The sequence below is a fragment of the Paenibacillus sp. MER 180 genome (assembly GCF_023713665.1).
Taxonomy (GTDB): domain Bacteria; phylum Bacillota; class Bacilli; order Paenibacillales; family Paenibacillaceae; genus Paenibacillus_B; species Paenibacillus_B suaedae.
Genome location: NZ_JAMAVT010000027.1, coordinates 38,764 through 64,659, shown reverse-complemented (window position 1 = coordinate 64,659; position 25,896 = coordinate 38,764). Strand labels below are relative to the sequence as shown.

The following is a 25,896-nucleotide window of genomic DNA, read 5'->3' as shown; positions in this document are numbered from 1 at the left end:
CCATCTGTTTCTTGAAATCATCTGTAAATGTTCGTCTTATTCTTGGCATAGTAGATCCGCTCCTTGTTATGATGTGTTAATTCTACTAGCCCTTAATTTTTCTGTCCAACTAAGTGTAGCCGATCTAGACTTGCACTACTAAACGCAGAGAGACTATTCGCTGTTACGTTATCCATTCAAATGCATCTCCTTTCACAAGAGCTAGTACATCCTATGTTCAAAGAGTCGGACAAGTTCTAGTACATTTCTATTAAATTCTGCAGAAAGGGTTGCTCACAGCCCTGAATACCCCTAATCATAACTCTTCCTTGCATTCCGTCTGTGCTGCTCTATTAGATGAATGAGCAATTTGGGATACTTAGAGGAAGTTACATATTCTGCTTTCCATACCTTATAGATACGTTCAACACTAAATAAAGCGGTTCAACATCTCCCAGGAACTTCTCCGTTTCATTTCCTCATAGGTACGTCTAAAACCCTAAAAAATGCCACCGCTTCACCCATTCTACCAAACAGACACTTTTACAAATAATCCATATTTTTTTCCTAACTCTAAACATACAAAACTCTTGTTGATTCCTTTTAATATCAACGATTTATCCCATAATGTGTTATATTCATCAATAAGAAATTGTCCAAAGTGTACACCACTATTTCTGTTTTAGTATCAATTGCATTTTGGTTTCTAATTCAGTCAGTAAGATTTTAGTATCTAGATCGGCGTTTGTAATCGCTCCCTTCAGTTCATCATTTGCTAAGGAATAAAGCGCATTTGATTTCTTAAAACTTAGTCTGAACCTAGGCTCATCCATCGGTGGAACACTATAAAATGCTTTCAAATTGATATCGTTAAATTTGGTTGTCAATCCTTCTCTTGCCGGCAATACAAAATAACTCCCACTCTTCTGCAGGGTTCTTGCATATTGTTCACTATGTATAAATTCAATAAACTTCCAACTTTCTTCTACTTTATTAGAATTAGCGCTGATAGCGAATACTGTATTTGGTTGAATCGCTGAGACACTGCCTTGTTGTACGGGATCTACCGGTATTGTTACGATATCCCACTTAAAATTAACATGTCTAAGATCATTGAGTAAGTACGAATAATCAACAGTCATAGCTGCATGACCTTTTGCAAACGGACCACCGCCGTCGTATGGATTTTCTAAATCAGAAATATCATCTTGTGTACTTATATAACCTTTGCGAGAACCGTTAATTAGGGGATCAAAAATATCTTTCCAATTATCCGTGTTAATCGTTATCTTCGTGCCATCAGAATTCAGATACCTTACATTTTGGGAAGATGCTATTTCCATAGCTAAACTAAATAAATCAGTTCCTGCATAATAAAAACTGAAACTCTTTGTTGTATGTTGTTGTATATCTTCTGCTGCACGCAGCCTTTTAGCTAATGCAAATAGTTCACTCCAGCTCATCTTATCCGTAGGGTAAGGGATAGCGTATTGATCGAATATTGTCTTATTAAAAAAGAGTGCTTTTCCTGCAAATGTAGGAGACAGAGCATATAGACGTCCAGATCCTTTAAAACGCAGGTATTCTAGAATATATTGATTAATGGATTTCGAAAATTCTTTAGTCACAAAAGGTTCTAGATCAATCAGCTTCCCTTCCGTACTATAACTTTCGAGATCAAATCCATACAACAAGTCCGGCTTCTGTGTTTCAACAATCGTATTATAAATTTCCCCAGAAAGCCCCTCTTTGTAATATTGGCTTAAAGGGATTACTTCAAATTCAATATTCGGATGCTTAACACGATACATGTCTCCATACTTATTCATAAACTCTTCCTGGCTATCATATACAACCTTCAAAGTTACGGGCTCTGTACGAGTATTACTAAAGCATCCAGATAGTATGATTGTCAGCAAAACAAAAACTATCAACATTTTTTTCATTTGGTATACACCTCGCTTAATCGTATGAAGCATGACCTTATTACTCTCCAGTTGATCCAGAAAACAAAATAAAACGATTTATCTTTTCTACTACTCTACTTTTCCGGACTGGTATGGAGGTTAATTCCAATCCCAACAATATATCTATTCATGGTAAATGTATACATCTTCTTTGTGATTTTCTCTAAATGTTTGTATAATTAAACCATTTAAAAAGGAGCAGCAAGCAGCAATAAGAGAATAAATAGGAGAAATAGCTTAGACATTACACGCTGCGTGGTAAATGCGGTTATGAACGAGTTAGAATAAATCGAGCAAAAGTGTGAATGGAGGGGCAACATGAAAGTAATTGGTTTGCTTGGCGGAATGAGTTGGGAATCTTCAGTTGAATATTATCGGATAATAAATGAAGAGGTGAAAAGAAAACTGGGAGGGCTGCATTCAGCGAAATGCCTTTTATACAGTGTCGATTTTGAGGAAATTGAACATTACCAAGCAGAAGGAAATTGGGAAAAGGCTGGTGAAGTATTAGCTAACGCTGCTCGCTCTTTGGAGAAAGGAGGAGCCGATTTTATCGTTATTTGTACGAATACGATGCATAAAGTTATAGATGACATCCGATCCAAAATCAATATCCCCATTGTACATATAGCAGATGCAACGGCAAGTCGAATTAAAGAAAAAGGGCTTCGGACCATCGGCTTACTTGGTACCAAATATACGATGGAGCAGGACTTCTATAAATCCCGCTTGGAACTGAATGGGATAAAAGTTATTGTACCAAATGCCGATGAAAGAGAACTTATCAATAAGATTATTTATGATGAATTATGTTTGGGAAAAATTCATCAGGAATCAAGGGACTACTATAAAAAAGTGATCCAAGGGTTAATCGAAGTAGGAGCCGAAGGAATTATTTTAGGCTGTACAGAGATTGGATTATTGGTAAAGCCGGAGGATTCTAAAGTACCTGTATTTGATACAACCTATATACATGCTGTTGAAGCTGTAAATATATCTTTAAATAAGGGTGCCATATCCCTGGATAGTCATGAACTGGAGTAGCAACTCTCAATCGGATATGAAGTCCATCTCGACAATGGAAGCACCTAAGCCTTAGTCAATTGACTAGGGCTTCTGCTTTTCATGAACTCGAATTTCAATACTTCAATGCAACAATCTTTCCCCCACTCACGTTATGTAGAATGAGGTGATATGAATGAAAAAATCAATCATGCTGCCACTGGTATGGGCAAGCGCACTTATTTTTCTAGTCGGCAGTACGCAAAGCGCATATGCGGCCAATCAGCAGCAGCAGTCGCAATCGAAGCATCAAGTTCAGCAAATCAAGCCGTTGCCCGCCAAGGGCAAGGATAAAAAGGAATCGAAGCCTGCATTGCAAACTACTTTATCAACCGAGAAAAAGAAAGACCGCCTCCTCATTCATATGAAACTCCGCAACACGTCCGGCAAAGATATTACTCTCTCTTATAGCTCACATAAATATGAAATCATCGTTAACAATGAAAACAATGAAGAAGTGTTCAACTGGTCTGACAACAAAGCATTCACGCAAGAACTGATCATCCATGATTTGAAAAAGGATGGTGAGCTATCGTTTACAGCGGAGTGGAATCTCAAGGACAAGGCAAAAAAGAAGGTACCGAAAGGACGGTACACCGTTCAGGTAAAGATGTTAGTAGATGTCACTTCTGATACTGATTCCTCAACTTCTCCGAAATTGATTGCCAGTACGATCATTGAGCTAAAATAAACCTTATCAATGATTCGAAGTTCCCCAAAAAAGTGAGAAAAATAAAAGCACCTCCTGATGAGTGTTCTTATCGCAAGATAAAACATAATCTTGAAGGTGTTTTGTGCTTTGCTGAACCTAAATTTCTTCCCCTTCTCTACATACAGTCGTTTCTCGTTAACTTTTCATGTTATGCGGTGGCAGCAATAACATGAAAGAGACCAACATCAACCATCCTCATCCTCCATTGCAATATGATAATATTGTTAATAGGAGAAGGAGGCATCTATGAAGAAACTATACATACCTTTCCTGCTTTTGGTCGTATTGCTGACAGCCTGCACACCAACAAGTACGGAAACTCAAGGAAACATCCAGAAAGAGAAGCCTAAGCAAGAGAAGCCCAAGGCGCAATCGTCAGACGTATTGAAAGTATATTATCTGGACGTTGGTCAGGGAGATTCAACCCTAATTCGCACGCCCAAGGGACAACATGTCCTAATTGATGGAGGGGACAACAGTCAAGGAGAGAACGTGGTCAAATATTTGAAGCAGTACGGGGTTAAACAACTTGACGCAGTCATCGCCACTCACCCTGACGCCGATCATATCGGTGGACTGGATACCGTCCTCAATGCGATTCCAGCCAAATCCGTATATGCGCCCAGAGTATCACACACAACGAAGACCTACGAGGATTTCCTTTTAGCGGTCAAAAAGCAAAAGCTCAAGATCAAATCCGCAAAAGCAGGGGGTGAACTCCCGCTAGATGGCGTAAAAGCTGAGTTCCTTGCTCCAGTCGGAGACTACGGGAAGGACTTGAATGCATGGAGCGCAGTTCTTAAGGTTACATACAAAAATACATCGTACTTATTCTCTGGGGACGCTGAGCGCAAAAGCGAAACCGACATGGTCAACAGCGGCGTGAATTTAAAAGCAGATGTATACAAAGTCGGCCACCATGGGTCGGATACGTCTACCTCAGATGAGTTCCTAAAAGCAATTCATCCAACGTATGCGGTAATCAGCGTTGGCAAGGATAACAAGTATAATCATCCGAAAGATGTCATCATGAAACGCCTTAAGAAAGCCAATGTCAAAGTGTTCCGAACTGATAAAGAAGGCACTGTCATTTCTATAAGTGACGGAAAATCAATATCATTTGAGAAGGCGAGGTAACAACATTGATTCAAGGGGTAATCGACCAGATTGAATGTGATATCGTAACCATTGAAGTAGAAGATGGACATACCATCGAATATCCGAAGCATCTGCTCCCCGCAGAAGCTGAGGTTGGAGATGTTGTTCATATTGTCGGAAATGTAATAACGATTGACAAACAAGCTACAGAAGAACGCAGAAAAGAAGTCGACCAGCTGATGGATGAGTTATTCGAAGACTAATCATTTGCTTTCACAATATGCAACCATAGAATAGAAAACGGACTGCGATAACCTGCAAGCATCCTTAGCCTGGGATAGATATTCCTCTGCTATGGATGCTCTTTCTTTTTCCATGACTACGAGACATAATCTCTCACAGGACTGTAAGCGTTATGAAAGTAATAATCTTCCGGATCAATTCATCCTGTTGTACAGATTTGTGCTCTCGTTCGTAAAAAGCTAAGAAATGATTGATCACCGCCACATAAATGGGTGTAGCTTACACATCCATTTTGCTCAGTCGGTTTCGGACTTGCCAGCATACTCTAGTAAATGTAGTAAATGTCGTGTAGAAAAGAAAAGTGCTTCATACGAGCTATTCCCTTCCCTTCTAATAAAAACAGCCTTGCTTCAGCAGCAAGGCATAACACGATGATGTCGGTCATTGAAGTCGATCACGATATTGTTCAATCCTATCATATTATATAAAGCAAGAACTCAAGATGATAACCAACAAGATAAACAGAACTAAGATTGCGCCTGTGCTCGTGAAGCCTCCAAATCCACAGCCTCTGCCAGCAAATTCACCCATTGAGATGACCTCCTTTCTCTAGGTACACAACATAGTATGATGGAGAACAAGGATAGACACGGCGCTTTGCCCAAGCAGCAATAATTAGGCATTCACATAAGTCAAGCAGCGTTTGTCCCTCGGCAAGACTCATTTACATTTATTTCTGCAACCAACAGCCAATCAAGCACAAATACCGCCAACGAAATTCGTTGGCGGTACCGTTGTGTATAGATATTTCCAGTATTACATGTCTCCGGATACTCTCACCACTGTTACCCCTTCACAGCCCCTGCCAGCATTCCCTTCATAATCTGCTCTTGGAAGATCAAGTACATAATAATCGTCGGAACGACCGACAGGCTAAGTGCTGCAAGCGTCAGACTGTAGTCCGTGCCGTAGCCATCCGCGAAGATGGAGAGGCTGAGCGGCAATGTCTTCAGCAGCGGATTGCTAATAAAGACGAGCGGGAATGCGAAGTCGTTCCAGAAGCGCAGGAAGCCAAGTACAGCTACGGTTGCCAGCGCCGGCATCGACAGCGGCAGAATAACCCGCAAGAAGATTCCTGTATATCCCGCACCATCGATCAACGCCGCTTCCTCCAGTTCTTTCGGGAAGGAGGTCATATACGCGGACAGGACAAATATCGCAACTGGCAGTTCAAATGCTGTATAAGGCAGTACAAGCGCCGCATAGGTGTCGAGAATGGACATTTGCTTCATCATAATGAACAGTGGAACCAGTGTACTATGAATCGGAATGAGCATCCCGAGCAGGAACAATCCCATGATGTACGGCTTCCACTTGAACTTGAATCGTGACAATACGAACGCTGCAAGTGCGCCGATCAGCAGGGTGGACACAAGTGAAATTACCGTAACAGCCAGGGAATTGCCGAAGGCAACATTCATGCTCGCTACATCCCATGCTCGAATGAAGTTATCCCATCTCCACTCGCTTGGCATGCCGAATGGAGAGGAGAAAAACTCTTCGTTGCTCTTGAAGCTGCTGATGAACAGCCATAGTAATGGATACAGGGTCAATAATGCATACAGGGTTAGCAGCAACCAGACCAGTCCGGCTACCCCCTGCTTCCACATCCGGTTGGAAGCGCGTCTCCTTGTAGAGGAAGGCACGCGGCCAAGCTGTTGAACGGGTTGGTTCCCCATGTTCCTCTCCTCCTATCTTCTTGGACTTATAAGTGGTAACCATCGAAGCATAATAATGTCTGATCGAAATCCGCTCCTATGTTACTCATCATGTTCGAGTCCTTCCTCTACTTAGAGCGCGTCCTTCTTCCGATTCATTAGCAATTGACTAACTACAATAAGGATTAAGCTTAGAATGACAATAGATGTCGATACGGCACTCCCATACCCATATCGGAATATATTGAACGTGTTATTGTACATATACGTGGCCAGAAGCTCGGTTGAATGTGCCGGACCGCCGTGCGTCATGATAAAGATGAGATCGAAAGCCTTCAAACTTCCCGAGATGCATAGAATAACAGCCACCTTAATCATGCCCCAAATCATCGGCAGTGTAATGAGGGACAGCTTCTTCCACCCTTCAGCACCATCCAGCTTGGCCGCATCATTCACTTCGCTCGGAATATTTTGCAATGCTGCGATAAATAAGATTAGATACGGCCCGATATTGCTCCATATGATCGGCGGTCCAATCGACAGCATTGCCACCTTCGGATCGGACAGCCAGCCGAGTTTCCAAGAAGACAGTCCGAGCGAATCCAGAAGGAAGTTCAATATCCCGATCTGAGGATGATAGATATATCCCCATACTAAGCCGATCACGACCGAGGACAGCACCATCGGCATGAATACCGAAGCGCGAATGAACTTCTCGAACCAGCGATTGCGCACGAGCAGCAGCGCCAGCAGCAAGGCAATTGGAACTTGACCGAGTACAGAATAAGCCACGATATACAGATTGTTGCGGAATGAGCCCCAGAAGATTGGATCGCTTAGAACCTCTATATAATTCTTCAATCCAATGAACTTCATATCGCCCATGCCTTTCCAGCTAAACAGGCCATAATACGATGACCAGATCACCGGAATGACGACGAACACCAAATAAATAAGAAGCGCGGGCAGCAAGCCAAGCATGATAAACATCCGCGCTCGCGATGCAGCGGTCATAGTCATCTATCCTTTTCTTTTGTTAGGCTGCATGATCCCAATACGTAAGTAGGGTCAATAATAGCCTTACATCCAAACACAAACTACTCCTTCAACCCTTGCTCCTGCGCATCCTGAATCTTCTTCGCGATATCTTCCGCTTTCCCGCCGAGAAGCAGCTCCTGCAAGCCGTTATTAACGACCTCTGTAGCTCCAGATGTTAATTTTGCATCATAGACAGGTGTACGCTTCACTTGATTCACGAGCTCATACAGCTTGGCGAACAACGAGTTCACTTTGCTCTTATCTAGATCTACCTTGAAGCTGACGAGTTGGTTCGCCTCTAATGTTGTCTTCTGAGCTTCCGGACCAGCCAGTGCCAGAATGAGTTCTTCCGCTACCTTCTTCTTATCGCCTTCTACCTTGCTGCTCAGCGCAGGTCCAACCCCGATCGCGCCGGACACCGAGTTCGGATCACCCTTACCTCCCGGAATGGAAGGCAGCACTGCTACGCCTGTAGCGTCAAGTATTTCTTGAGGCGCCGTTGCGACTAGATTCGTTACCGCCCATCCGCCTTCAATGATCATCGCGGCTTTGCCCTGTGAATACAATTGTTCCATTTGTGTCCCGTCGATCGCGTTGAAGCCTTCCTGGAACGCACCAACCGTAGCAAGCTCCTGCAAATGCTCAAGCGCCTTCACGAATTCAGGATCTGTGAACTTCGCTCCGTCTTGTGCAACCGCCTTGTTGAACCATTCTGTCCCCGTCACGCGATCTGCCAGCGAGCTGAGAATACTGGATTGTGCAAGCCATGGAGCTTTATTGCCAAGCGCGATTGGAATGATATTTTTGGATTTAAGCGTTTTAACTGTGTTCAACAGTTCATCCCAAGTCTTCGGTACAGTTAGGCCATTATCCGCTAGTATTTTCTCGTTGTAATACAAAATAGACGTGGGAGACAGTCCCATTGGCGCACTGTAAATTTTCCCGTCAAACGTGAAGTCATCGAAGGAGTTCGGCATGTAGCCGTCTTTCCAATCCTTATTCGCATCAAGCAATCCATCAAGCGGCTGAATCAAGCCTGCAGCTGAGAACTCCTTGGCAATCGTACCCGGATGCATAATGAATACGTCCGGCATCTCATTTGCAGCCGCAACCGCTTTCAATCGTTGGCGATACGCATCCGGTGGAATTGCTTGAATCTGCAAGTCTATATTCGTGTTATCCTTCTTGAACTGTTCAATAATCCCCCGCATCGCCTTGGCGCGCAAATCTTCCCCAGTGAAGTTATGCCATAGGGTAAGCTGAATCTTACTCTTCGGATCCACTTTCGCCCCTGAGCTCGAATCTGATGGGGATGTCGATCCACCTCCGCAGCCTGCCAGCACCAATGTAAGCATCATCACATGCATAACCATTTGGCTCCAACGCATTTTGTTTTTCAACATGTGCAGCCCTCCTCATGACTTCAGTTCATTTTTCACAAAAGTGTTTGCCCAACAGTACCATCGGCCCTCTATCCACGCTGTACACTACTGTGGAAGTGTCGCACTTTTATGAACGATATCTCTTAGGTACCACTATAAAAGAAAGACATTGGTAAAGCAGGTGATATTCTTCGGTGAAAGGGGAGACTTTTTTCAGTTGTGCTGCCGATATTGAGAGGGGGACAATCCAATATGCTTTTTGAACAGCTTGCAAAAATATTTCACATCCTCGTAGCCGCAATCGCTTGCTACCTGACTTATCTTCCGCTCCGATCCCGTTAGCATTTCCTTCGCAAGCCCCATTCGCTCCAATGTTACGAAGTCAATATAATTCATGCCCGCTTCCCGCTTGAACACCTCACTGAAATGATTTGGATTCACATGTACATATGCAGCCACCTGTTGTAATGAGAGACTCTCATGCAAATGTTCTCGAATATAGAACATCGCACGCTGAATATAGGAATTCGCGCGATTCCGTTCATCGTATTGCTGATAGCGTTCCATGATGGCGCAGCAGGCGCGATACAATCCCGCTTCTACTTCATGATTCGGCAGAAGACGATGGCGAAATTCACTAAGCGTACGTTCTTCAGGCACCATTCGCTCCAGCCAGCGGCAGGCTGACACCAATATAGACTGCAAATAGGCCAGCAGCGATTCAGGCGTTGTCTGCTCATCTAAGACTTGAGCCTTCACAATCTCCTGAATCCAGTGTGCCAGCGTCGCCCGATTGCCTTGCGTTAATATTATGGCGAGTTCATTCTCTTCCTCCCGAGTACATACCGTTCTACCGCCTGTTCGATGCTGAATGTCTTTATACTGGATGACCCTTCTATCGCTAACGATATGCGTATAGGCCAATGCTCGCTCGGCTTCCACGTAGGATTGCCGTATCTTCTCATAGTTAGAAACAGTGGATCCAAATGCTGCGAAGATCGAGCATTTCAGAAGATTCTCACAATTAGCGAACGTCGAAGACAGCGTTCTCGTCTGCTCATACTCCGTCTTCTGCTTCCATAATAGAACCATGTGATTGGGACGAAGCGAGATATCACACTGCAATGCTTCGCCTATAATATTCGAAGCTGCAAACAGCAGCAGTTGTTCATCCTTCCAACCCGATACAGTGAGGAAAATAACCTGATATGCTCTGCTCTCCTCCTTAAGCTCCAGCAGCTCCAATACTTGTCCGCGCGCAAGTTGTTCTTCCGGCATTCCTTCCGTCAACAGCTGTTCCAGCAGCTGCTTCTTGAGCAGATGGACATTCAAATGTCCGATCCGATCGTGCTGCTGTCTTGCTTCCCATCTCTGCTTCGCCTTCAAGACCGCCTCCATGATCTCCTCTGGACGGCTCGTCTTCAAGATGTAATCCTGCGCGCCTACGCGCATCGCTTGCTGTGCATAGGCAAAGTCATCATACCCAGACAGCATGATTACCTCTGTTGCTGGATATTGATTTCTCACTAAGGACGCCAGCTCCAACCCACTCATTGCTCCCATTCGAATGTCCGTCATCACGATATGGGGCTGTTCATTATGAATCTGCTGCCATGCCTCTTCTCCCGATGCAGCAGGCTGCAAAGCCGTGATCCCGATCGCAGACCAATCAATGACTTGATGAATGCCTGTACGAATAATAACCTCATCATCCACGATTAGCAGTTTCATTGTCTTTCAACCTCCTTTTCGATAAAAGGAATCATAAAGGATACGGTCGTCCCCCCACCTTCTACGCTCTGAATTTGCAACCCAGATGCCTCCCCATAATGCAGCTTGAGCCTCTGGTTCACATTGCGCAGCCCATAGCTGTGTTCTGGCTTGCGTGTCTGGTCTAGTGGAAGTTCGATCTGCTGAAGGAGTGCGTCCAACTGTCCCTGCGGCATCCCTTGTCCGGAATCTTCAATCGTGAAGTGTATATAGTCATCTGCAGTGTGTTGTGCAATGACGGTAATTCGGCCTTTTGATCGCTTGCCAAGTATTCCATGAATGATTGCATTCTCGATCAGCGGCTGAAGAAGAAGCTTCAGCATCCACTGCGATTCAAGCTCAGGACTGATATGGAACGTGATGTCGAATTGATCCGGGTACCGAATCTGCTGAATCGATGTGTAGTGCTGTGCATGAAGCACCTCCTGCGTGACCTGACAATACTCGCTCCCCTTATTCAAGCTGAAGCGCAAGAAATCGCTTAATGCCCCGACCATCTGCGCAATCGTGGCATCCTTGTTCATGAGCGCCATCCAGTGGATGGATGCCAGCGTGTTGTATAAGAAGTGAGGGTTGATCTGCGCCTGCAGCGCCTGCATATCGGCTTCTTTCTTCATGGATTCATGCCGCTTCGCCTCTTCCATCAGCACATGGACACGTTCACCAAGCTTGTTATAGCTATGCACGAGCATGCCAATTTCATCGGATGAGGTAATCGGAAGCGCAATGACATCCTCCTCGGGCCGAAACCCCTTCAAGGAGACAGCCACCGTCTGCAGCGGCCTCGTTACCCGCATGATAAGGAACAGCACGATACCCGCGATGATAACCATCGCTAGTCCAATCGTCATGGCCGTTATCGTTACGACATATTGATTCTGCGCCTGATACTGCTCATAAGGAATCACTGCCAGCAGACGCCAGTCAACATGCGGAACTGTCGTGTACACGATTGTTTTCTTGTCTTTCCCTTCCCCATAGGTGACAAATCCCTGCCTGTCTAGCATCCCTGCTACATCCCACTTCGGAAGCAGTTCCGTCACGAACTGCGACAGACCATCCCGAATCGTACCCGAGAGAATTCGATTGCCCCGATCTACAAGCAGCAAGCTCTCTCCACTGCTCAGAGCCGGCTTCATCATAAAATCAGCAATCGCTGCTTCGCTTATGCTAATGGAAAGCATCCCCTTAGGCTGATAAGTCGTAGTGCTCCCTATCGGTCGTACGAAGGAAATAACCTTCTCTGCTCCGTTTGTTGTCACGTTCGTGTAGAGAGAGCTCCACCATTTATCCTTTACCTGTTGGATGTTCGTGTTTTTGTTGTCTGTGAAGAGTCCGTTGTTGAAAATCGTCGTGTTGGATAGCGTATGATTGCCGTTGTTTGGATAGATGGAGATGTTGGAGATGTATGATTTGGAAAAAGCAAAGTTCGATAAGAATCCCATCAGTTTAATTTGCAGCGCGCTGCCCTGATTCGCAGACGCGAGATAACGCTGAATGTCCTCCTGTGCAATTAGGAAAATGGACATATTCTCAACGTCCTGCACGATGAACTCCAGATTTGTCTTGATCTGATCCAGCAGCCCCAGACTGGACTGCTTCGTTCGTTCTTCGGCCTCCTTCGCTGCAATGCTGTACAATACAAATCCCAGTGACAACAATGGCACAAGGATGGCACCTAGCAGCATAATCGATAACTTGCGCTTCAATGACTTGCCTAACCATCGCTGCATAGTGAAGCATTCCTCCTAATATCGACATTTCAGTTAGGTAAAATTATACAAGGTATGGCAAACTAAAATATACCACAGCCGGTCTACTATACAATCTATCAATTTCCTGCAGATTAAATAGCCGAGAAGGCAATCTTCGGGCACCGAAAAGCAAATAACCCGCAAGAGGAGCTCTCTATTTTGCAGAGCATCCGTCTTACGGGTCTTTGTCTTTTAACTAATTGTCGTTCAACTATGATTAGCGATGCTGTTGCCTCTCGTCATGCGCCCAAGATACATCGCTGAATTAATGCGTACCTGTTACTCCAAAATCATCAACCGATGATTGATCCGCTCGGTAGAACATGACATCCCCATCCTTTAGTTGGAACGTAACGCCATACGGATCTGTGAATTGCGGGTGGGACCCCTCCCGCTTCCATTGATTTGTGAGCGGTGCTGTTATGTATTGTAAATGCGGCTTGCCCTTCTGCCCATCCCGTACCGTCTCTATATCAACGTTCACGATGAGGAACCCGTCGCGCAGGAAGAATGGCGCCTTGTCGTTAAAGCTGAACTGTTTCGATAAATCAAAGCCCTTCGGCACGATATACAGCTTCGCGGGCAGATTGTATTCTCCATACCACTGTTGAATCGACGAAAATGCACGTATTTCCGAGACACCAGTTGGCACATTTGTCGGCCCCATAAATGTCCGAACATGGTATGGCAGGAAGAGATCACTGTAGCTGCCAATTGTCGTCGGCTTCTTCGCTGCCCTTGCCCATTCCTCGATGTAAGCTTGACGGCTTGTCGATATGCTGCTGGCGAACAGCTCATAGAAGGCGCCCGCTGCAGCTAAGATGCGCTGCTCTGGCACGTTGCGAAGTCGCGCATTAAGCTCCATACTCCGCCTTACCTTGTCCTCTGATGAGCCAATCCGAATAAATTTCCGTTCATCAGTATGGTAATAGACGTCTACTTCCTGACGCTTTTGCCCCTTGCTGTCCGTGAAGTAGAAGGCAGGCTTAAGATGGATGCCATCTCCTGAGCCGAACATATTCCCCTTCGTCTTCAAGTCGAACTTGAACGCATATCCCGTCTTCACAGCTACATTTTTATACGAGGAATCTGGATGGCTTCCTTTGCGGACAGGAAGCTCATAAGGAAAGGCATTGCCGCGCGCCTCTCCGTCAATCCCCTTGCTCCCCACCCAATAGGAGTTTCCAGTAGGTTCACTGCTTCCCTTCTGCTTGCGGAATACCGTCTCCCAATTGAAGTCCATAATGTCCGTCACGTGGAAATCGTACACTCTGCCAATGACCTCGACCGCGACTTCATGGGTCGCCACATGGTTCTCCCAATTCGTATTGGCCGTTGGCTGATGCGTGAAGGAATCAGGCGCATTTTCCGCAATCGTGCGGTATAAGACCGAATAGTCCCCTTCATCGACCCAGACAGGCAGGAGGAACGTCGTGTCTAATTGGTTTACCGGTATGTCTGTCCACGTGCGCTTCGGAATGAATCTGCTGCGATCTGCGCTATAGACATCGAATGGGAACCATACCTGCTTCATTCGGAAATATTTCGCATAATCACGGTCGCCGTATCCTGGATAATTCACATGCTGCCCGTTCGTAGGCATTCGGACTGTAAATGGCCGATCCAGTATCAAGGCGGCACGATTGTAATTCGGTGTTGTCTTTTGATTATGTTCACGATCGTCCGTAATTGAGGAGTAATTCACAACAGGTGTATGTACGGTAACGGTATTGATGCCGTTGATTGAGAATTGCTTGTCACTGCCGCCATTTATGTTGCCGGGAACAAGATTGTAGTAGATCGTGCCTGTGCTTGGGGTGTTGTCCGCATTGACGAGCTTGCTGCTAAAAAGCATACCGCTCCGATAGAGAACATTTTGACCAATGATCGTAGGTGATGGGATACTTCCAGGTGTCGTTCCATGTTTCGTCGTCCAGCTATTGCTCATGATCGTTGTGCCATTGAAGGTCACATGATCATTTCGTACTTCGGGCTCTCCCGTTTGTGATTCGGCCCTGCTTTTGAGTTGTGATTCATCATTTGGCACGCTCGGCCTTGTATACATTCCTGGTACTGTTGCTGGTGTAAATGCAATTGTACCACTATCCTTCGGCTTGACGTGAGCCGATGCATCCGAATTGTGATCCGTTGAAAGAGAAGGGGCTGAGTACCCTGATGGCTGCAGCGTTACTGTTCCATTAGGCAGTGCGTAGTTGTTCATACTTGCTCGTTGAATTCCGTACACTTCGATGTTGTTGATCTGCCAATACGAATAGTCACGTTGGAAGGAAAAGCTGTAGGTCTTGGATTCTGTATCTCTCATCGTCAAATCCGGTTGTGGCGTGCACACACGCTGCCCTTGTTTATTCGTCGTGCACACATCTGGTTGCTTCTGCTTCCACTCCAGAGCATAGGTAACCTCTACCTGGCACTGATAGTTTACTTTGCCTGACATTTTAGCAAACGTATGTTGGAATAGATACTGATTCGCAAACACATTAGCATACAAATTCTCGGAGGTTGGAATCCCTCTGAGTACATCGAATTTCTCATTGCCTCGGTTGTCTGCTTTGATCATTCCTGTTACATCTGGATTCATCTTATTCCCGGTTACTGTGCTTCCCGATGAAGGAGCCGCAATCGTGTATTTGCACTGCCCCGTCCCTCCACTAGGGTTCCCTCCGTTGTTATCGTCGGTACAGGAGTTACCCGTTCCCACGGTTATAGAGAAGTCTGCCTTTTCATCCAACGCTTGAGTGGAGTCAGCAAAATGAGCAGTAATGGTTGACGTTCCGGTAGATGCCACAGCTGTAACCAGACCTGAATTGTTGATGGTCATCACACTAGCATTTGAGCTTGTCCACGTTAGTTTAGCATGGTTTTTCAGCTCCCACGTGGTGCCATCAACTTTCGTTAATTTGGCAACCAATTGTGTAGTCCCACCAGGTGCAACACATTTGTTCCCCGTAATCTCTAGTCCCGATGTTCCATCGGCATATGTAGCAATAAGTAATTTGTCTTTGTATCGGTAAGTAACTGAGTTGAAGTCAACAAAGAATTTAGAGAAATACCAGACCTGCTTGGCCCCTGGATTTGCCCAGTATTTATTGTAGGTATCGTTATTGAAGGTTTGTTTAAAATATATCGTAATTATACTTAAGTCTGCTAGACCTGCTACTTCTCCTCCCACTGTACTAGGATCTGTATAACCACCTGGCCCATTGTGAAGATCAGGGATTATGTTGTTGTCATCAATTCGAACATTAGAAGCCGATATATCCTTCTTAATTTTCGAAATTGCACCGTCTTTAATCCATATCAAGTTCATTGAATCAGTCGGATCATTTATGTAAAATGGGGAAGTTCTAGGTATATCTGCTTCTAAATTTGGATCCGTGCATCCGGGATATTTCGGTAGCAAATGACCTTGTATATTTTCTTTAGGAACATTAGCATCACACCCTCTACTATCTGTAACACTAACTCGACCAGCACCAGCACGCCAATGTTTTCCGTCCCAATTAGCAGGATCGTTGATCGACCATCGATCCCAATAATATATACTTCCAAAGTTGCCGTTATCTTTAGAAGTTACTTTTAACTTTGTTCCCTGCAGTTTATCCTTTAATCCATCATTAATGTCAATTTTCGTTTTCCCGGATTTAAAGCCGCTGACTGTTCTTAAGACTTGTTTTGTTGATTTATCCGCCCATTCAAGTTTTTTTATTACTTTACCGGGCTTTGACGGAATCACCATAGGTTTCGTTTCAAGTGACGATTTATCAGAGAATATGTATCCACCATACACATAGTCATCAGAACCAGTATTAAATTCGTAGTCAATTTCTTCACGTATCTCGCCTGAAGCAGATATATATAGTGAATTTAACGAAATACAAAGTAAATTAATGATGAAGACAGTAAGTATAACTTTTGATAAGAGCCTCATTCTTTTCAAGAAAACACCCCCTACCTTGTAAGGATCGATGTCGAAAGCCTACTAGCATATAGAGGGGCACCAAGAGAAATAGTTTCGATTGAGATACGAAGCTCGCCTGACGTTGAATAATTTTCTTTTGGAATTACGAGGCCATAAAGCTCTCTTTTGGAATCAAAGAATGGAGTTCCGCGATCAATTCCATTACGGTTACCTGAATACCCATGGACTATTAAGTTGAGTCGATTCATTGGATATGACTTTGGTTTTTTATTTACCACCATTTCAGAGTCCCAAACTAGTACATAAACTTTCATATCATCAGTAAATTTTACTTGTTTACCTCCTATCTGTAGCATTAACTTGTCTTTACTTGGAAGTAACCTTCGATTTGGATCCTTCGGATCATTCCAATCAATCGCCGTTAAACTATTTACTTGTCCTACTACGGATTTATCTGGTGATGACACAGTTAATTTATTTATGTTCCAAGAGCGAATTCCCATCTTCACACTCGTATACTTATCATTCTCCGGAGAATTAAAAATCTCTTCAGCGACCGTGAAAATATTCGTTTTGTGCCAGTACATCTCGGCTGCAGCGACAGCATATTTATCGACGGCTAATTTGTCGCCTTTCTTTGCGGTCAGCAATCGTTCAATAACGGTAATCGCTTGTGCTCGCGTTGTGCTCCCCTTAGGTGTTAATTCTCCCGGCGCCGTACCGGACATAATGCCATTTTTCGTAGCGAGGTACATCCATTGCTTATCCTCTACTTGATCTATGCCCAATGCTCTCACTGCCATCTTCGACATTTCTTCACGCGTCAACGTTTTGGTCCAATTCGTATCTTCCAAGTCACCAGCCTTATATATCCCCGCTGCTTCAGCTGCATGTACATAGGACTCATACCATTTCCCATTCGATTCCTGTACTTCAATTCCCAGAGCAGAAATGGTCATCTTTACGAATTCCGCACGAGATACATTCTTATTAGGAAGAAAATTGCCATCGGGATAACCTTCCACATATCCCTTATTGATCGCTTGCATAATACTGTGTTCTGCCCAGTGTCCGGAAATGTCCAAAACTTTCGACGTTGTTGCACGATTTGAACTATTATCATTACCGCTTAAGTTGATATTGGGTTTATCTGCTTGTGAAGATGCATTCACTGTGACGGGATGTATGGAAGCTTGCGCGGATATAAGCAATAGGGCTGCCGTTCCTATTAACAATGACTTTTTCATGTTATCCTCCTAATCCATAATTTCAAATTCCATTTCTTGTGTTCCTCATGTAAATACTCGTATCTCTTTTATGCAGCCTCCTTCACTCCGATAATAGTGATACGGTTCGCACCGAATAGGATCATCACCCTAATATTTGATATCGGACACAAGTCCTGAATTTATAGGGTAATTATACCAAATTATCTTGATTTTCGGAACATTCCGACAAGGGTTAGAGGAAATATTTCACTCCATTACGTATAAGAGTGGATAGACAAAGGAAATCAAAATAAAAAAACCGTGAAATTTGTTGCTTGGTTAAGAAGCCCTTACGAAAGTACAAAAGTTACTTTTCTTAAACTTAGGACAATTATCCTTTCGATTGCTGAAATCATGGAATTTTGAAATAATTGTTATTAAGTGAAAGGGTGCCGTTTTATAAAAAGAGTATGTAAAATAATCTAATCTTAATAGAGAGTAGGAAAATGAATGAAACAAGAATTTCCGATAATTGAAACGGAAAGGTTAATTTTAAGAGAAGTATCAACAGAGGATGCTAATGATATGTTTACCTATTTATCTGACAAAGATGTTGTGAAACATATAGGGTTAGCACCTTTCCAAACCATTACAGATGTTTGTGATGAAATTAATTGGTATAACTCTATTATCGAAGAAGGCACTGGCATTAGATGGGGAATTACATTAAAAGATTTTGGAAAAATTATAGGAAGTTGTGGCTTTCTTAAGCGGGTTACCAAACATCATCGAGCTGAAGTTGGATTTGAGTTAAGCAAAGATTACTGGGGGAAAGGAATAGCTAGTGAAGCATTAGAAGCAGTTATTAAATTTGGGTACCATCACTATCAGTTGGAAAGAATTGAGGCTTTAATAGAACCAGCAAATCTCCCGTCGCAAAAATTGGTAGAGAAGCAAGGGTTTATAAGAGAGGGGTTGCTAAGACATTATGAATATACTTGTGGTAAATTTGATGATTTATATATGTACTCAATCTTAAAAAGAGACCTTAACCTTTTGTAAGGAATGTATTCAACAAATACCTGCTAATATGAGTTAAATGAATTCTAGAAAAGGGTGCTTTGATGGTATAAAAAGGAGAAAACATATTATATACGTCTAATATGTTTTCTCCTTTAATTTTTATGGATAACTATTAGGCTGCCCTCAGAATCTATGCTTCTACAAAAGTCTTGATGCCCTTAACTTCGTACACAGCGTGTTGCGATCCCAGAATATGCTCTGGCTTCGGCTTGCCTCGGCTCTGTCTGTGGCCTTCAATATGTGCCTCGCTTGTCTCCCACTTCTTCCACGCTTCTTCAGATTCCCAGCGAATGAGAATGACGACCTCTTCATCTCCCCTGCTTACCTTCTTGACGCAAATGCTCAAGTCAATAAAGCCCTCGGATTTCTCAATGACTCCCTCTCCGCTGAACCTGTCGACCACGAGCTGTGAAGTCCCTTCCTTCACTTGGATGGTTTTCGTCTCGATAAACATATCTCTATCTCCCTTCATGCATGATGCATTCCGTAGTTTGATCTTCGTTCCTACCCTTGAAAAAGTTCCCATTCTCCCTATATTACAAAAAGAGTGCACATGAAATCCATGGAATATTTCCTGATGAAAAATGGAGATTCGAGCTATCTTCGTCTAATCCTGCTGATTAACTTCTTGATTGGCTAGGCTTGCAATTTGTTCGAGCACATACTCATAATAGTTTGCTCTGGAAGGGACAAAGTCCTGTATCGTTAATTCTACCTTGATCCCGCTCTCTCCGCTCGACGGCACGAATTCCTCGCCAGTAATTTGCTGTGCCTCACCTGCAATCAGCTTGCGGAAATGTTCTGCTTCCAGCATGACTATGGATACCACTTCATCTTCCTGCAATCGAAAATCGGTAATGTCTCCTGTATATTCATGAAGGAACACATGACAAAATTCATTATCTATTATATGTTCCTGTTCAATACTGCTTGGTATAACACCACTGTATGTAAGCTGAGCGAACTCAATCTCGAGTCCTAGCTCCTCTCTTAACTCCCGAATGCCATCCATTGGCGATTCCCCTGCTTCTAGATGACCAGCAGACGTAATGTCCAGCAGACCCGCATAATCTTTCTTCTGAGGATGCCGGCGTTGGAACAGCAAGATTAGCTTTCCGTTCTCGACCCTCCATAACCAGCAATGAAACGTTTGATGCCACAATCCCTTGGCATGCACTTCATCCCGTGACTTGATACCGGTGTACTCCATTTCGCTTGTAAAGGTATCGAGATATTCTTTTGCAACTTTGTGGGCAACCATTCGTGGATCCTCCAGTTATCTATAGTCTGTATCGATTTTCGCTTCTGTCCACGCTCTGCGCATGATTTCATCGACGGTTTCTTCCGGTGTCATGTCTGAGCTGTCCAGCCACATGCCAATTCGGGGCGTGCCTTGACGAAGACCATCGTCTAGATCCTGAACAGTCCAAAGCCCATATCCTTTCTTGCCTCGTGACGCTTCACGTTCCGCCACAATATCAGGCCGTGGGCAGAGTACAACGAGGTAGAGAGGACGAGTCTGAAAATTCTGAATGAACGTCTGCAGGACATCACCGATGACGACATCTTGGATCACTGTCGTAAATCCGGCTTCCACATATGCATCCGCAGTTCCTGCAGCTAGGCGATAGCGAAGGTTCAACTGCTTCATCGCTTCCTCTGGAGCAGCGGGTGACATTTCCTCGCGACCATTGACGATCATGCGACGAAATACGTCACCACGCACATGAACACCTTTCGCAAAGCGTTCCGCCAACAATTGCGCGATGGTGGACTTGCCAGACGCCATAATGCCCGTAATTACGAATAGGCTCGGTGTATGGGGTTCACAGATCTCAACGTTCATCTTTCATCCTCCTGACTATATTGCTTGATGTTGCATCTTCCTACATTCATTCAATGTACCATATCCAACCATGAAAAGCAGGCATTCTAAAACAGAGAACCGCAAGTCCTCCATTGATGATAGACCTGAGGAACAATTTTTTGATGTAACGCTCTCATTCGATAAATAGACCTGCATTCCGGATTGACGACGATCACAGTCTACGCTATATTAATAAAAGTTTACTTAATGCAACTTATTTATATTTAGCTAACATTTTTGCAACAAGGAAAGGAGGTCATCCATGAACACCACGAATAAACTGAACTACAAAGGGCGAGATTCCCGATTTCGTCCCCGGCAGGCCTCCCAACTTCTCCGGATTTCAGTTCTAGCAGCCACAGGCTTGGCAGTTCTGCTGTTATCCATACTCATCGGCAGTGCGGTCGGACCTGTGTCTATACCGTTGAAAGAGACGTTTGCAGCCATGCTTCATGCAACAGGCTGGCTGGAGCACATTCAGATTGCAGAGCGGAATCTTACCATCATTCTGGATATCCGTCTGCCTCGTGTCATCGTAGGTGCATTAGTCGGAGCCGGCTTGTCCATCGCGGGCGCAGCGATGCAGGGAGTGTTCCGCAATCCGCTCGTCGAGCCCGGGTATTTGGGAGTGTCGTCAGGCGCAGCCGCCGGAGCTGTCTTGTGCATCGCATTAGGGCTTGTTCGTCATTCAGCATTCGCCCTTCCCTTGTCTGCCTTCGCAGGTGCACTTGTATCCGTTGTACTCATTCTGGCCATATGGCGGGCTAGTGGGAAACCGAATGTAACCACTCTACTGCTGCTCGGAATTGGCATGAACGCGCTTCTGTCGGCGGTCATTAATGTGATCATCGCCAGCGCGCCGCATGAACAGCAGCTGCGCAGTATCGTGTTCTGGCTGCAGGGTGGACTCGAGGCGCGAACATGGGAGCATGTACATATTATCGCTCTGCCAATTCTTATCGGAGGCGTTCTGTTGGCGCTATTTAGCCGTTCATTGAATTTACTGCTGCTCGGTGACGAGCACGCACAGGCATCCGGAGTCCCTGTGCAATTCACCCGCTATACGATTTTACTGCTCGCTTCGTTCTTGACCGGAACAGCCGTCTCGGTAAGCGGGATCATCGGTTTTGTCGGATTGGTTATTCCGCATCTCGTTCGCCTAATTGTCGGCTCGGACCATCGCCTGCTGCTGCCGTTCAGCGCACTATTCGGGGCATCGTTCCTCGTTCTGGCCGATTTAGCCTCGCGCATGGTGCTGCAGCCGATCACATTGCAGGTCGGCGTCGTCTGCGCTTGCATCGGAGCTCCACTGTTCATGATGATGCTGCTGCGCAAGCGAAAGGAGGGTTCGACATGAAGACAAGGCGGAAGACATCTTTGGGCATTCCTGGACTGCTTGAAGCCAAGCAATTGACCTATTCAATTGATGGGCGAACAATCATCGACAATCTGTCCATGAAGCTGCAGCCAGGCTCCTTCCTTGGCATTATTGGACCGAACGGCAGCGGAAAATCTACATTGCTTCGCATGCTTTGTGGACTACTGAAGCCCGTTCAAGGCTCGCTGACACTTGAAGGAAAGCCCTTGAAGGCATACTCCACGAAGGAACGAGCGCAAATGATCGGCTATGTACCGCAGGATTGCTCGCTAGATGCAGACTTCACGATTGAGCAAATCGTCGCGATGGGACGCCACCCTTATAGCCGCTTGTTCGGCGGATTAACAGTTTCAGATGCACAGCAGGTCGAACGGGCGATGGAGCAATGCGGCGTCGATCACCTGCGCGAGCGCTACATTCATGCCTGTTCAGGCGGACAACGCCAGCTTGCCTTCATCGCCAAGGCGCTTGCACAGGAGCCGCAAATTCTCCTGCTGGATGAGCCTATCTCCGCACTCGACATTCGTCACCAGCTTCGCACGCTTGCGCTCCTTCGCCAGCTCGCTGACGAAGGATATGCTGTGGTCGCTTCACTGCATGACCTGTCGCTAGCTTCTCGTTACTGCGATCGTCTTCTGCTTCTGCATGACGGGCGCATCGAAGCATTCGGCGAACCGGAAGAGGTGCTCTCAGCAGATGCACTTTATGATGTGTATGGCGTTCATGCCGTCATTCGCCAAGAACCAGGAACGGAAGGCCTGTCAGTCATTGCATTTGAACATGAAGCAGAAGAGCAGAAATGGTATACCCATTACGAAAAAGAACATCTTGGAGGAATGACACAATGAGAAACGTACAAACTCGACGAAAAACCACTTTTCGCATGCTCTGTATGAGCCTGATCGCGCTTGTTGCCGCTGTCGGGTTGACAGCCTGCACCAGCAATTCACAATCCGATAGCGAGAAGTCGTCCAGCGCCACTTCAACCACTACCAGTTCTAAGGCCGCTGCATCCTCTGACAATGGGAAGATAGAGGCTGCACCGAAGGTTGCTGCGGTATCTCTCGACACTGCAGATGCCGTACTTGAAATCGTTCCTCCGGAGCAAGTCGTTGCCGTACCGAAGAGCATTGCAAATCCTTATTTGGCTGTCAACGAGGAGAAGGGCAAGCAGGTGTCCGGTCAAGTCGGCGGTGCGACTGGATTGGATCCCGAAGGAATTTTGGCATTTCATCCAGACGTTGTCCTCATTACGAAAATCCATAATAGCGAAAACGATGCCGAGCAATTGCTCAGCCAAGCAGGCGTTAAGGTTGTCACGTTCGAGCAATGGGGAACATTCGAGCAATTGATTGCGAACTTCCGCACAATTGGCGAAGCTGTTGGAGCTGTCGATAAGGCAGAGGAAGTTGCCAAGGAAATTCAGGGCAAGCTGGACGATGCCGCAAAGCGAACTGCATCACTTGCAAGCAAGCCGTCCGTTCTCGTACTGTCGCCTGTCGGCCCGAATACTGGCCCTTACATCATGGGACCAGGGAACATTTCTTACGATATGATCCGTCTCGCTGGAGCTAAGCCCGCTGCCGAAGCACTCGGGATTAAGAAATCGACAAAAGCCTCAATTGAGGATGTCATTAACATGAATCCGGACTATATCGTGCTTGGAGATTGGGATGGTTCGGGAGATGAATGGCTGAAGGATTTGAAATCTCAAGCGGCGTGGAACACACTGGACGCGGTCAGAAATAACCGCATTACGACAATGAAGGCGAAGGAACTGCTTGCGCCGAACCGTTTTACGGTAGATGGATTACTAGAAATGTCGGCATGGCTTCACCCGGATTTATGGAAAGGAGACGCAGCGAATTAATGAGCGAATTCCTAGCAAACGGGCATACACAGCCCACACGGCTTCCGGACACGCCGCACCGAGCCATCCTTCTTGCTTCCTATAGCGCTTGTGCCAGTATTGATGATGTGCCAGCCATGTACCATCATATTTTGCGCGGACACGGTTCTCCTTCGGAAGCCATCGTGCAAGGCGTTATTCGGTACAGCGATACGGGTACATGTGATCCACTGTATACGGTAACGAAGCGTCAATCCGAGGCAATTACACAGCTAGTAGAGGCCAAGTTCGGTGAAGTGATTCCTGTCTACATCGGCTGCAAGCATTCGCATCCGTTTGTAGCCGATACCATTCAGCAAGCGATCAGAGACGGCATCACGGAGCTTGCCGTGCTGCATGCTACGCCCTTCTTCACAGCCTCAGGTACAGGAGGCTATGTTCAAGATGCCAAGAAGGCGATCGCTGCAGCCAATAGTGATATGAAATTGACGGTCATTTCTGAGTGGCAAGCGCACCCTGACTTCATTCGGCTAATGGCGCGCAGATTGCGAGATGCTTACGTCTGGATGCCTTCCTCGATGCTGCCGAAGACACGGGTCATCTTTACGGTGCACAGCAAGCCTGGTCTTCCCTCCGCGCATGAGGACTTTATTGCGTCCTACAAGCATGTTGCCGGATTGATCGCGGAGCAGGCCAATATCGGGAAATGGGATATTTCTTATCGCAGCGGCATGCCTGCACCACAGCGCTGGCTTGGGCCTGATATTAATGAGGTTATTCTAGGCGCAGCTTCCGATAAGGAAGAAGCTGTCGTCATTTGCGAGCTGACCTCGCTTACCGAAAATGTCGAGGTCTATTACGACATTGGCCAGGAAGCCAAGCAAACGGCAGAGCAGTGCGGGATGCAGTTCGTTTGCACTGAATATCCGAATGATGCCTATGATTTTATGGACTTTTTATCCAACATCGCAGCTGCTCATTTTGAGCTGAAGGCCGCACATTCCTGAAGCACGAAGCATGTTCTTAGTGGGTTTGCCTCCTCCACCTCTCATTGAGTCACTATCCCTTTCAGTCAGGAGAACATGCATGTAGTACTGTGGAGCCAACAAATATACGGTGAGGTTGCATTCGCGGAAATGCAGCTCGCTGCGTACGATCATCAATAGTACCAATCGATTAAGGCCGAGCACCTACATGCTCGGCCTCTTTTTTTACTGCATGCTTTATATGAGGCATACCTGTTACGATTCAATAACCATGATTTTCGTTAGCCGATATGCCAACACATCCTCGATTTATTTACAGAATTAAAACTCCACATAAAAAGGCTGCTGGGATGCATCCAAGCATTTTTCAATCCGCTCGCGGAAGTTTTTCCACGTAACCATATTCAATGCTTCCTGAACTTGAAAATACCCCACCTCCAGCGCTTCCTCTGTCGTCGTTAGTTCACCGCCTACCTGCTTGGCAAGAAATAACGTATTGCATATTCCGTCGGGTACATTTTGATAAATTCCGCAGAAGCGAACAATTTCAATATCGACTCCCGCTTCTTCCTTCGTCTCGCGAATTGCCGCTTGTGCAAGTGATTCCCCTTCTTCTACTTGACCACCCGGCATTTCCCACCCTCTTCGAGGGCCTCTAATTAACAAAATCTCATTATTTTCATTCACAATAATTGCTGCTGCGGATACGATATGCTTCGGTGGATTCATTTCATTCGCTTCCTTTCCATGTTCAGCTGCGATCCTATATATCTGGGATTTCAGGTCATAACTGCCTACATCTCAAGTTATGATTACTCTACTTTTCCTATTATCCTGCTTGGAAAATAATAAAGTCAATTCC

Annotated in this window: 22 protein-coding genes; 9 read left to right on the top strand and 13 right to left on the bottom strand. The window is 45.4% G+C overall.

Annotated elements, in window-relative coordinates; all coding sequences use genetic code 11:
• Positions 1-650 precede the first annotated feature (650 nt).
• Complete coding sequence (locus M3661_RS27710; RefSeq protein ID WP_251490154.1) at positions 651-1,925, bottom strand: ABC transporter substrate-binding protein; 1,275 nt, start codon at positions 1,923-1,925, stop codon at positions 651-653.
• Between the two features lie 339 nt (positions 1,926-2,264).
• On the opposite strand from M3661_RS27710, the gene M3661_RS27705 reads away from it, so the two are divergent.
• The 4 genes from M3661_RS27705 to M3661_RS27690 all read left to right on the top strand — a co-directional run bounded on the left by M3661_RS27705 (position 2,265) and on the right by M3661_RS27690 (position 5,081).
• Positions 2,265-2,990, top strand: coding sequence for an aspartate/glutamate racemase family protein (locus M3661_RS27705; protein ID WP_251490136.1), 726 nt, complete (start codon positions 2,265-2,267; stop codon positions 2,988-2,990).
• 154 nt (positions 2,991-3,144) lie between these two features.
• Positions 3,145-3,699: a BsuPI-related putative proteinase inhibitor gene (locus M3661_RS27700; protein ID WP_251490134.1), complete on the top strand. Its 555-nt coding sequence runs from the start codon at positions 3,145-3,147 to the stop codon at positions 3,697-3,699.
• A 267-nt stretch (positions 3,700-3,966) separates the two neighbouring features.
• Positions 3,967-4,857 carry a ComEC/Rec2 family competence protein gene (locus M3661_RS27695; protein WP_251490133.1) on the top strand — a complete coding sequence of 297 codons (891 nt, stop codon included), beginning with the start codon at positions 3,967-3,969 and terminating at the stop codon, positions 4,855-4,857.
• A gap of 5 nt (positions 4,858-4,862) precedes the next feature.
• The gene (locus tag M3661_RS27690; RefSeq protein WP_028532574.1) at positions 4,863-5,081 is read left to right on the top strand and encodes a DUF3006 domain-containing protein; all 219 of its coding nucleotides are present in this window, start codon (positions 4,863-4,865) and stop codon (positions 5,079-5,081) included.
• Between the two features lie 460 nt (positions 5,082-5,541).
• Here the strand turns inward: M3661_RS27690 and M3661_RS27685 are convergent, their stop codons facing one another.
• The 8 genes from M3661_RS27685 to M3661_RS27650 all read right to left on the bottom strand — a co-directional run bounded on the left by M3661_RS27685 (position 5,542) and on the right by M3661_RS27650 (position 17,910).
• The gene (locus M3661_RS27685) at positions 5,542-5,652 is read right to left on the bottom strand and encodes a YjcZ family sporulation protein (protein WP_217635877.1); all 111 of its coding nucleotides are present in this window, start codon (positions 5,650-5,652) and stop codon (positions 5,542-5,544) included.
• Between the two features lie 254 nt (positions 5,653-5,906).
• The gene (locus tag M3661_RS27680) at positions 5,907-6,800 is read right to left on the bottom strand and encodes a carbohydrate ABC transporter permease (protein ID WP_397376564.1); all 894 of its coding nucleotides are present in this window, start codon (positions 6,798-6,800) and stop codon (positions 5,907-5,909) included.
• A gap of 111 nt (positions 6,801-6,911) precedes the next feature.
• Positions 6,912-7,793, bottom strand: coding sequence for a carbohydrate ABC transporter permease (locus M3661_RS27675; protein ID WP_142543197.1), 882 nt, complete (start codon positions 7,791-7,793; stop codon positions 6,912-6,914).
• Between the two features lie 83 nt (positions 7,794-7,876).
• Positions 7,877-9,220, bottom strand: a complete 1,344-nt coding sequence (locus M3661_RS27670) for an extracellular solute-binding protein (protein ID WP_251490132.1) — start codon at positions 9,218-9,220, stop codon at positions 7,877-7,879.
• Between the two features lie 192 nt (positions 9,221-9,412).
• Positions 9,413-10,930 carry a response regulator transcription factor gene (locus M3661_RS27665; protein WP_251490131.1) on the bottom strand — a complete coding sequence of 506 codons (1,518 nt, stop codon included), beginning with the start codon at positions 10,928-10,930 and terminating at the stop codon, positions 9,413-9,415.
• A complete protein-coding gene (locus M3661_RS27660; RefSeq protein ID WP_251490130.1) occupies positions 10,927-12,702 on the bottom strand; it encodes a cache domain-containing sensor histidine kinase in 1,776 nt (591 codons plus the stop codon). Before M3661_RS27660 ends, M3661_RS27665 begins: the two co-directional genes overlap by 4 nt.
• Before the next feature lie 286 nt (positions 12,703-12,988).
• Positions 12,989-16,672, bottom strand: coding sequence for a DUF5704 domain-containing protein (locus M3661_RS27655; RefSeq protein WP_251490173.1), 3,684 nt, complete (start codon positions 16,670-16,672; stop codon positions 12,989-12,991).
• A 20-nt stretch (positions 16,673-16,692) separates the two neighbouring features.
• On the bottom strand, positions 16,693-17,910 hold the full coding sequence (locus tag M3661_RS27650) for an S-layer homology domain-containing protein (protein WP_251490129.1): 1,218 nt from the start codon (positions 17,908-17,910) through the stop codon (positions 16,693-16,695).
• A gap of 471 nt (positions 17,911-18,381) precedes the next feature.
• On the opposite strand from M3661_RS27650, the gene M3661_RS27645 reads away from it, so the two are divergent.
• Positions 18,382-18,933, top strand: coding sequence for a GNAT family N-acetyltransferase (locus M3661_RS27645; RefSeq protein ID WP_251490128.1), 552 nt, complete (start codon positions 18,382-18,384; stop codon positions 18,931-18,933).
• A gap of 151 nt (positions 18,934-19,084) precedes the next feature.
• On the opposite strand, the gene M3661_RS27640 is transcribed toward M3661_RS27645, so the two are convergent.
• The 3 genes from M3661_RS27640 to M3661_RS27630 form a co-directional block, all read right to left on the bottom strand.
• Positions 19,085-19,408 (bottom strand): antibiotic biosynthesis monooxygenase family protein, encoded by a 324-nt coding sequence (locus M3661_RS27640; RefSeq protein WP_021253717.1) that lies wholly within the window; start codon positions 19,406-19,408, stop codon positions 19,085-19,087.
• Between the two features lie 153 nt (positions 19,409-19,561).
• A complete protein-coding gene (locus M3661_RS27635) occupies positions 19,562-20,215 on the bottom strand; it encodes an NUDIX hydrolase (protein ID WP_065293438.1) in 654 nt (217 codons plus the stop codon).
• A gap of 15 nt (positions 20,216-20,230) precedes the next feature.
• Positions 20,231-20,800, bottom strand: coding sequence for an AAA family ATPase (locus M3661_RS27630; RefSeq protein ID WP_065293437.1), 570 nt, complete (start codon positions 20,798-20,800; stop codon positions 20,231-20,233).
• A gap of 283 nt (positions 20,801-21,083) precedes the next feature.
• Between M3661_RS27630 and M3661_RS27625 the strand changes: the two genes are divergently transcribed.
• The 4 genes from M3661_RS27625 to M3661_RS27610 are packed head-to-tail and all read left to right on the top strand — an operon-like array spanning position 21,084 to position 25,055.
• Positions 21,084-22,178 (top strand): FecCD family ABC transporter permease, encoded by a 1,095-nt coding sequence (locus tag M3661_RS27625; protein ID WP_083189515.1) that lies wholly within the window; start codon positions 21,084-21,086, stop codon positions 22,176-22,178.
• Positions 22,175-23,047 (top strand): heme ABC transporter ATP-binding protein, encoded by an 873-nt coding sequence (locus M3661_RS27620; RefSeq protein ID WP_065293436.1) that lies wholly within the window; start codon positions 22,175-22,177, stop codon positions 23,045-23,047. Before M3661_RS27625 ends, M3661_RS27620 begins: the two co-directional genes overlap by 4 nt.
• Positions 23,044-24,069 carry an ABC transporter substrate-binding protein gene (locus tag M3661_RS27615; RefSeq protein ID WP_065293435.1) on the top strand — a complete coding sequence of 342 codons (1,026 nt, stop codon included), beginning with the start codon at positions 23,044-23,046 and terminating at the stop codon, positions 24,067-24,069. The genes M3661_RS27620 and M3661_RS27615 overlap by 4 nt, the downstream gene beginning before the upstream one ends.
• The gene (locus M3661_RS27610; RefSeq protein WP_065293434.1) at positions 24,069-25,055 is read left to right on the top strand and encodes a ferrochelatase; all 987 of its coding nucleotides are present in this window, start codon (positions 24,069-24,071) and stop codon (positions 25,053-25,055) included. The genes M3661_RS27615 and M3661_RS27610 overlap by 1 nt, the downstream gene beginning before the upstream one ends.
• A gap of 300 nt (positions 25,056-25,355) precedes the next feature.
• On the opposite strand, the gene M3661_RS27605 is transcribed toward M3661_RS27610, so the two are convergent.
• A complete protein-coding gene (locus M3661_RS27605) occupies positions 25,356-25,763 on the bottom strand; it encodes an NUDIX hydrolase (RefSeq protein WP_065293433.1) in 408 nt (135 codons plus the stop codon).
• Positions 25,764-25,896: the final 133 nt, after the last annotated feature.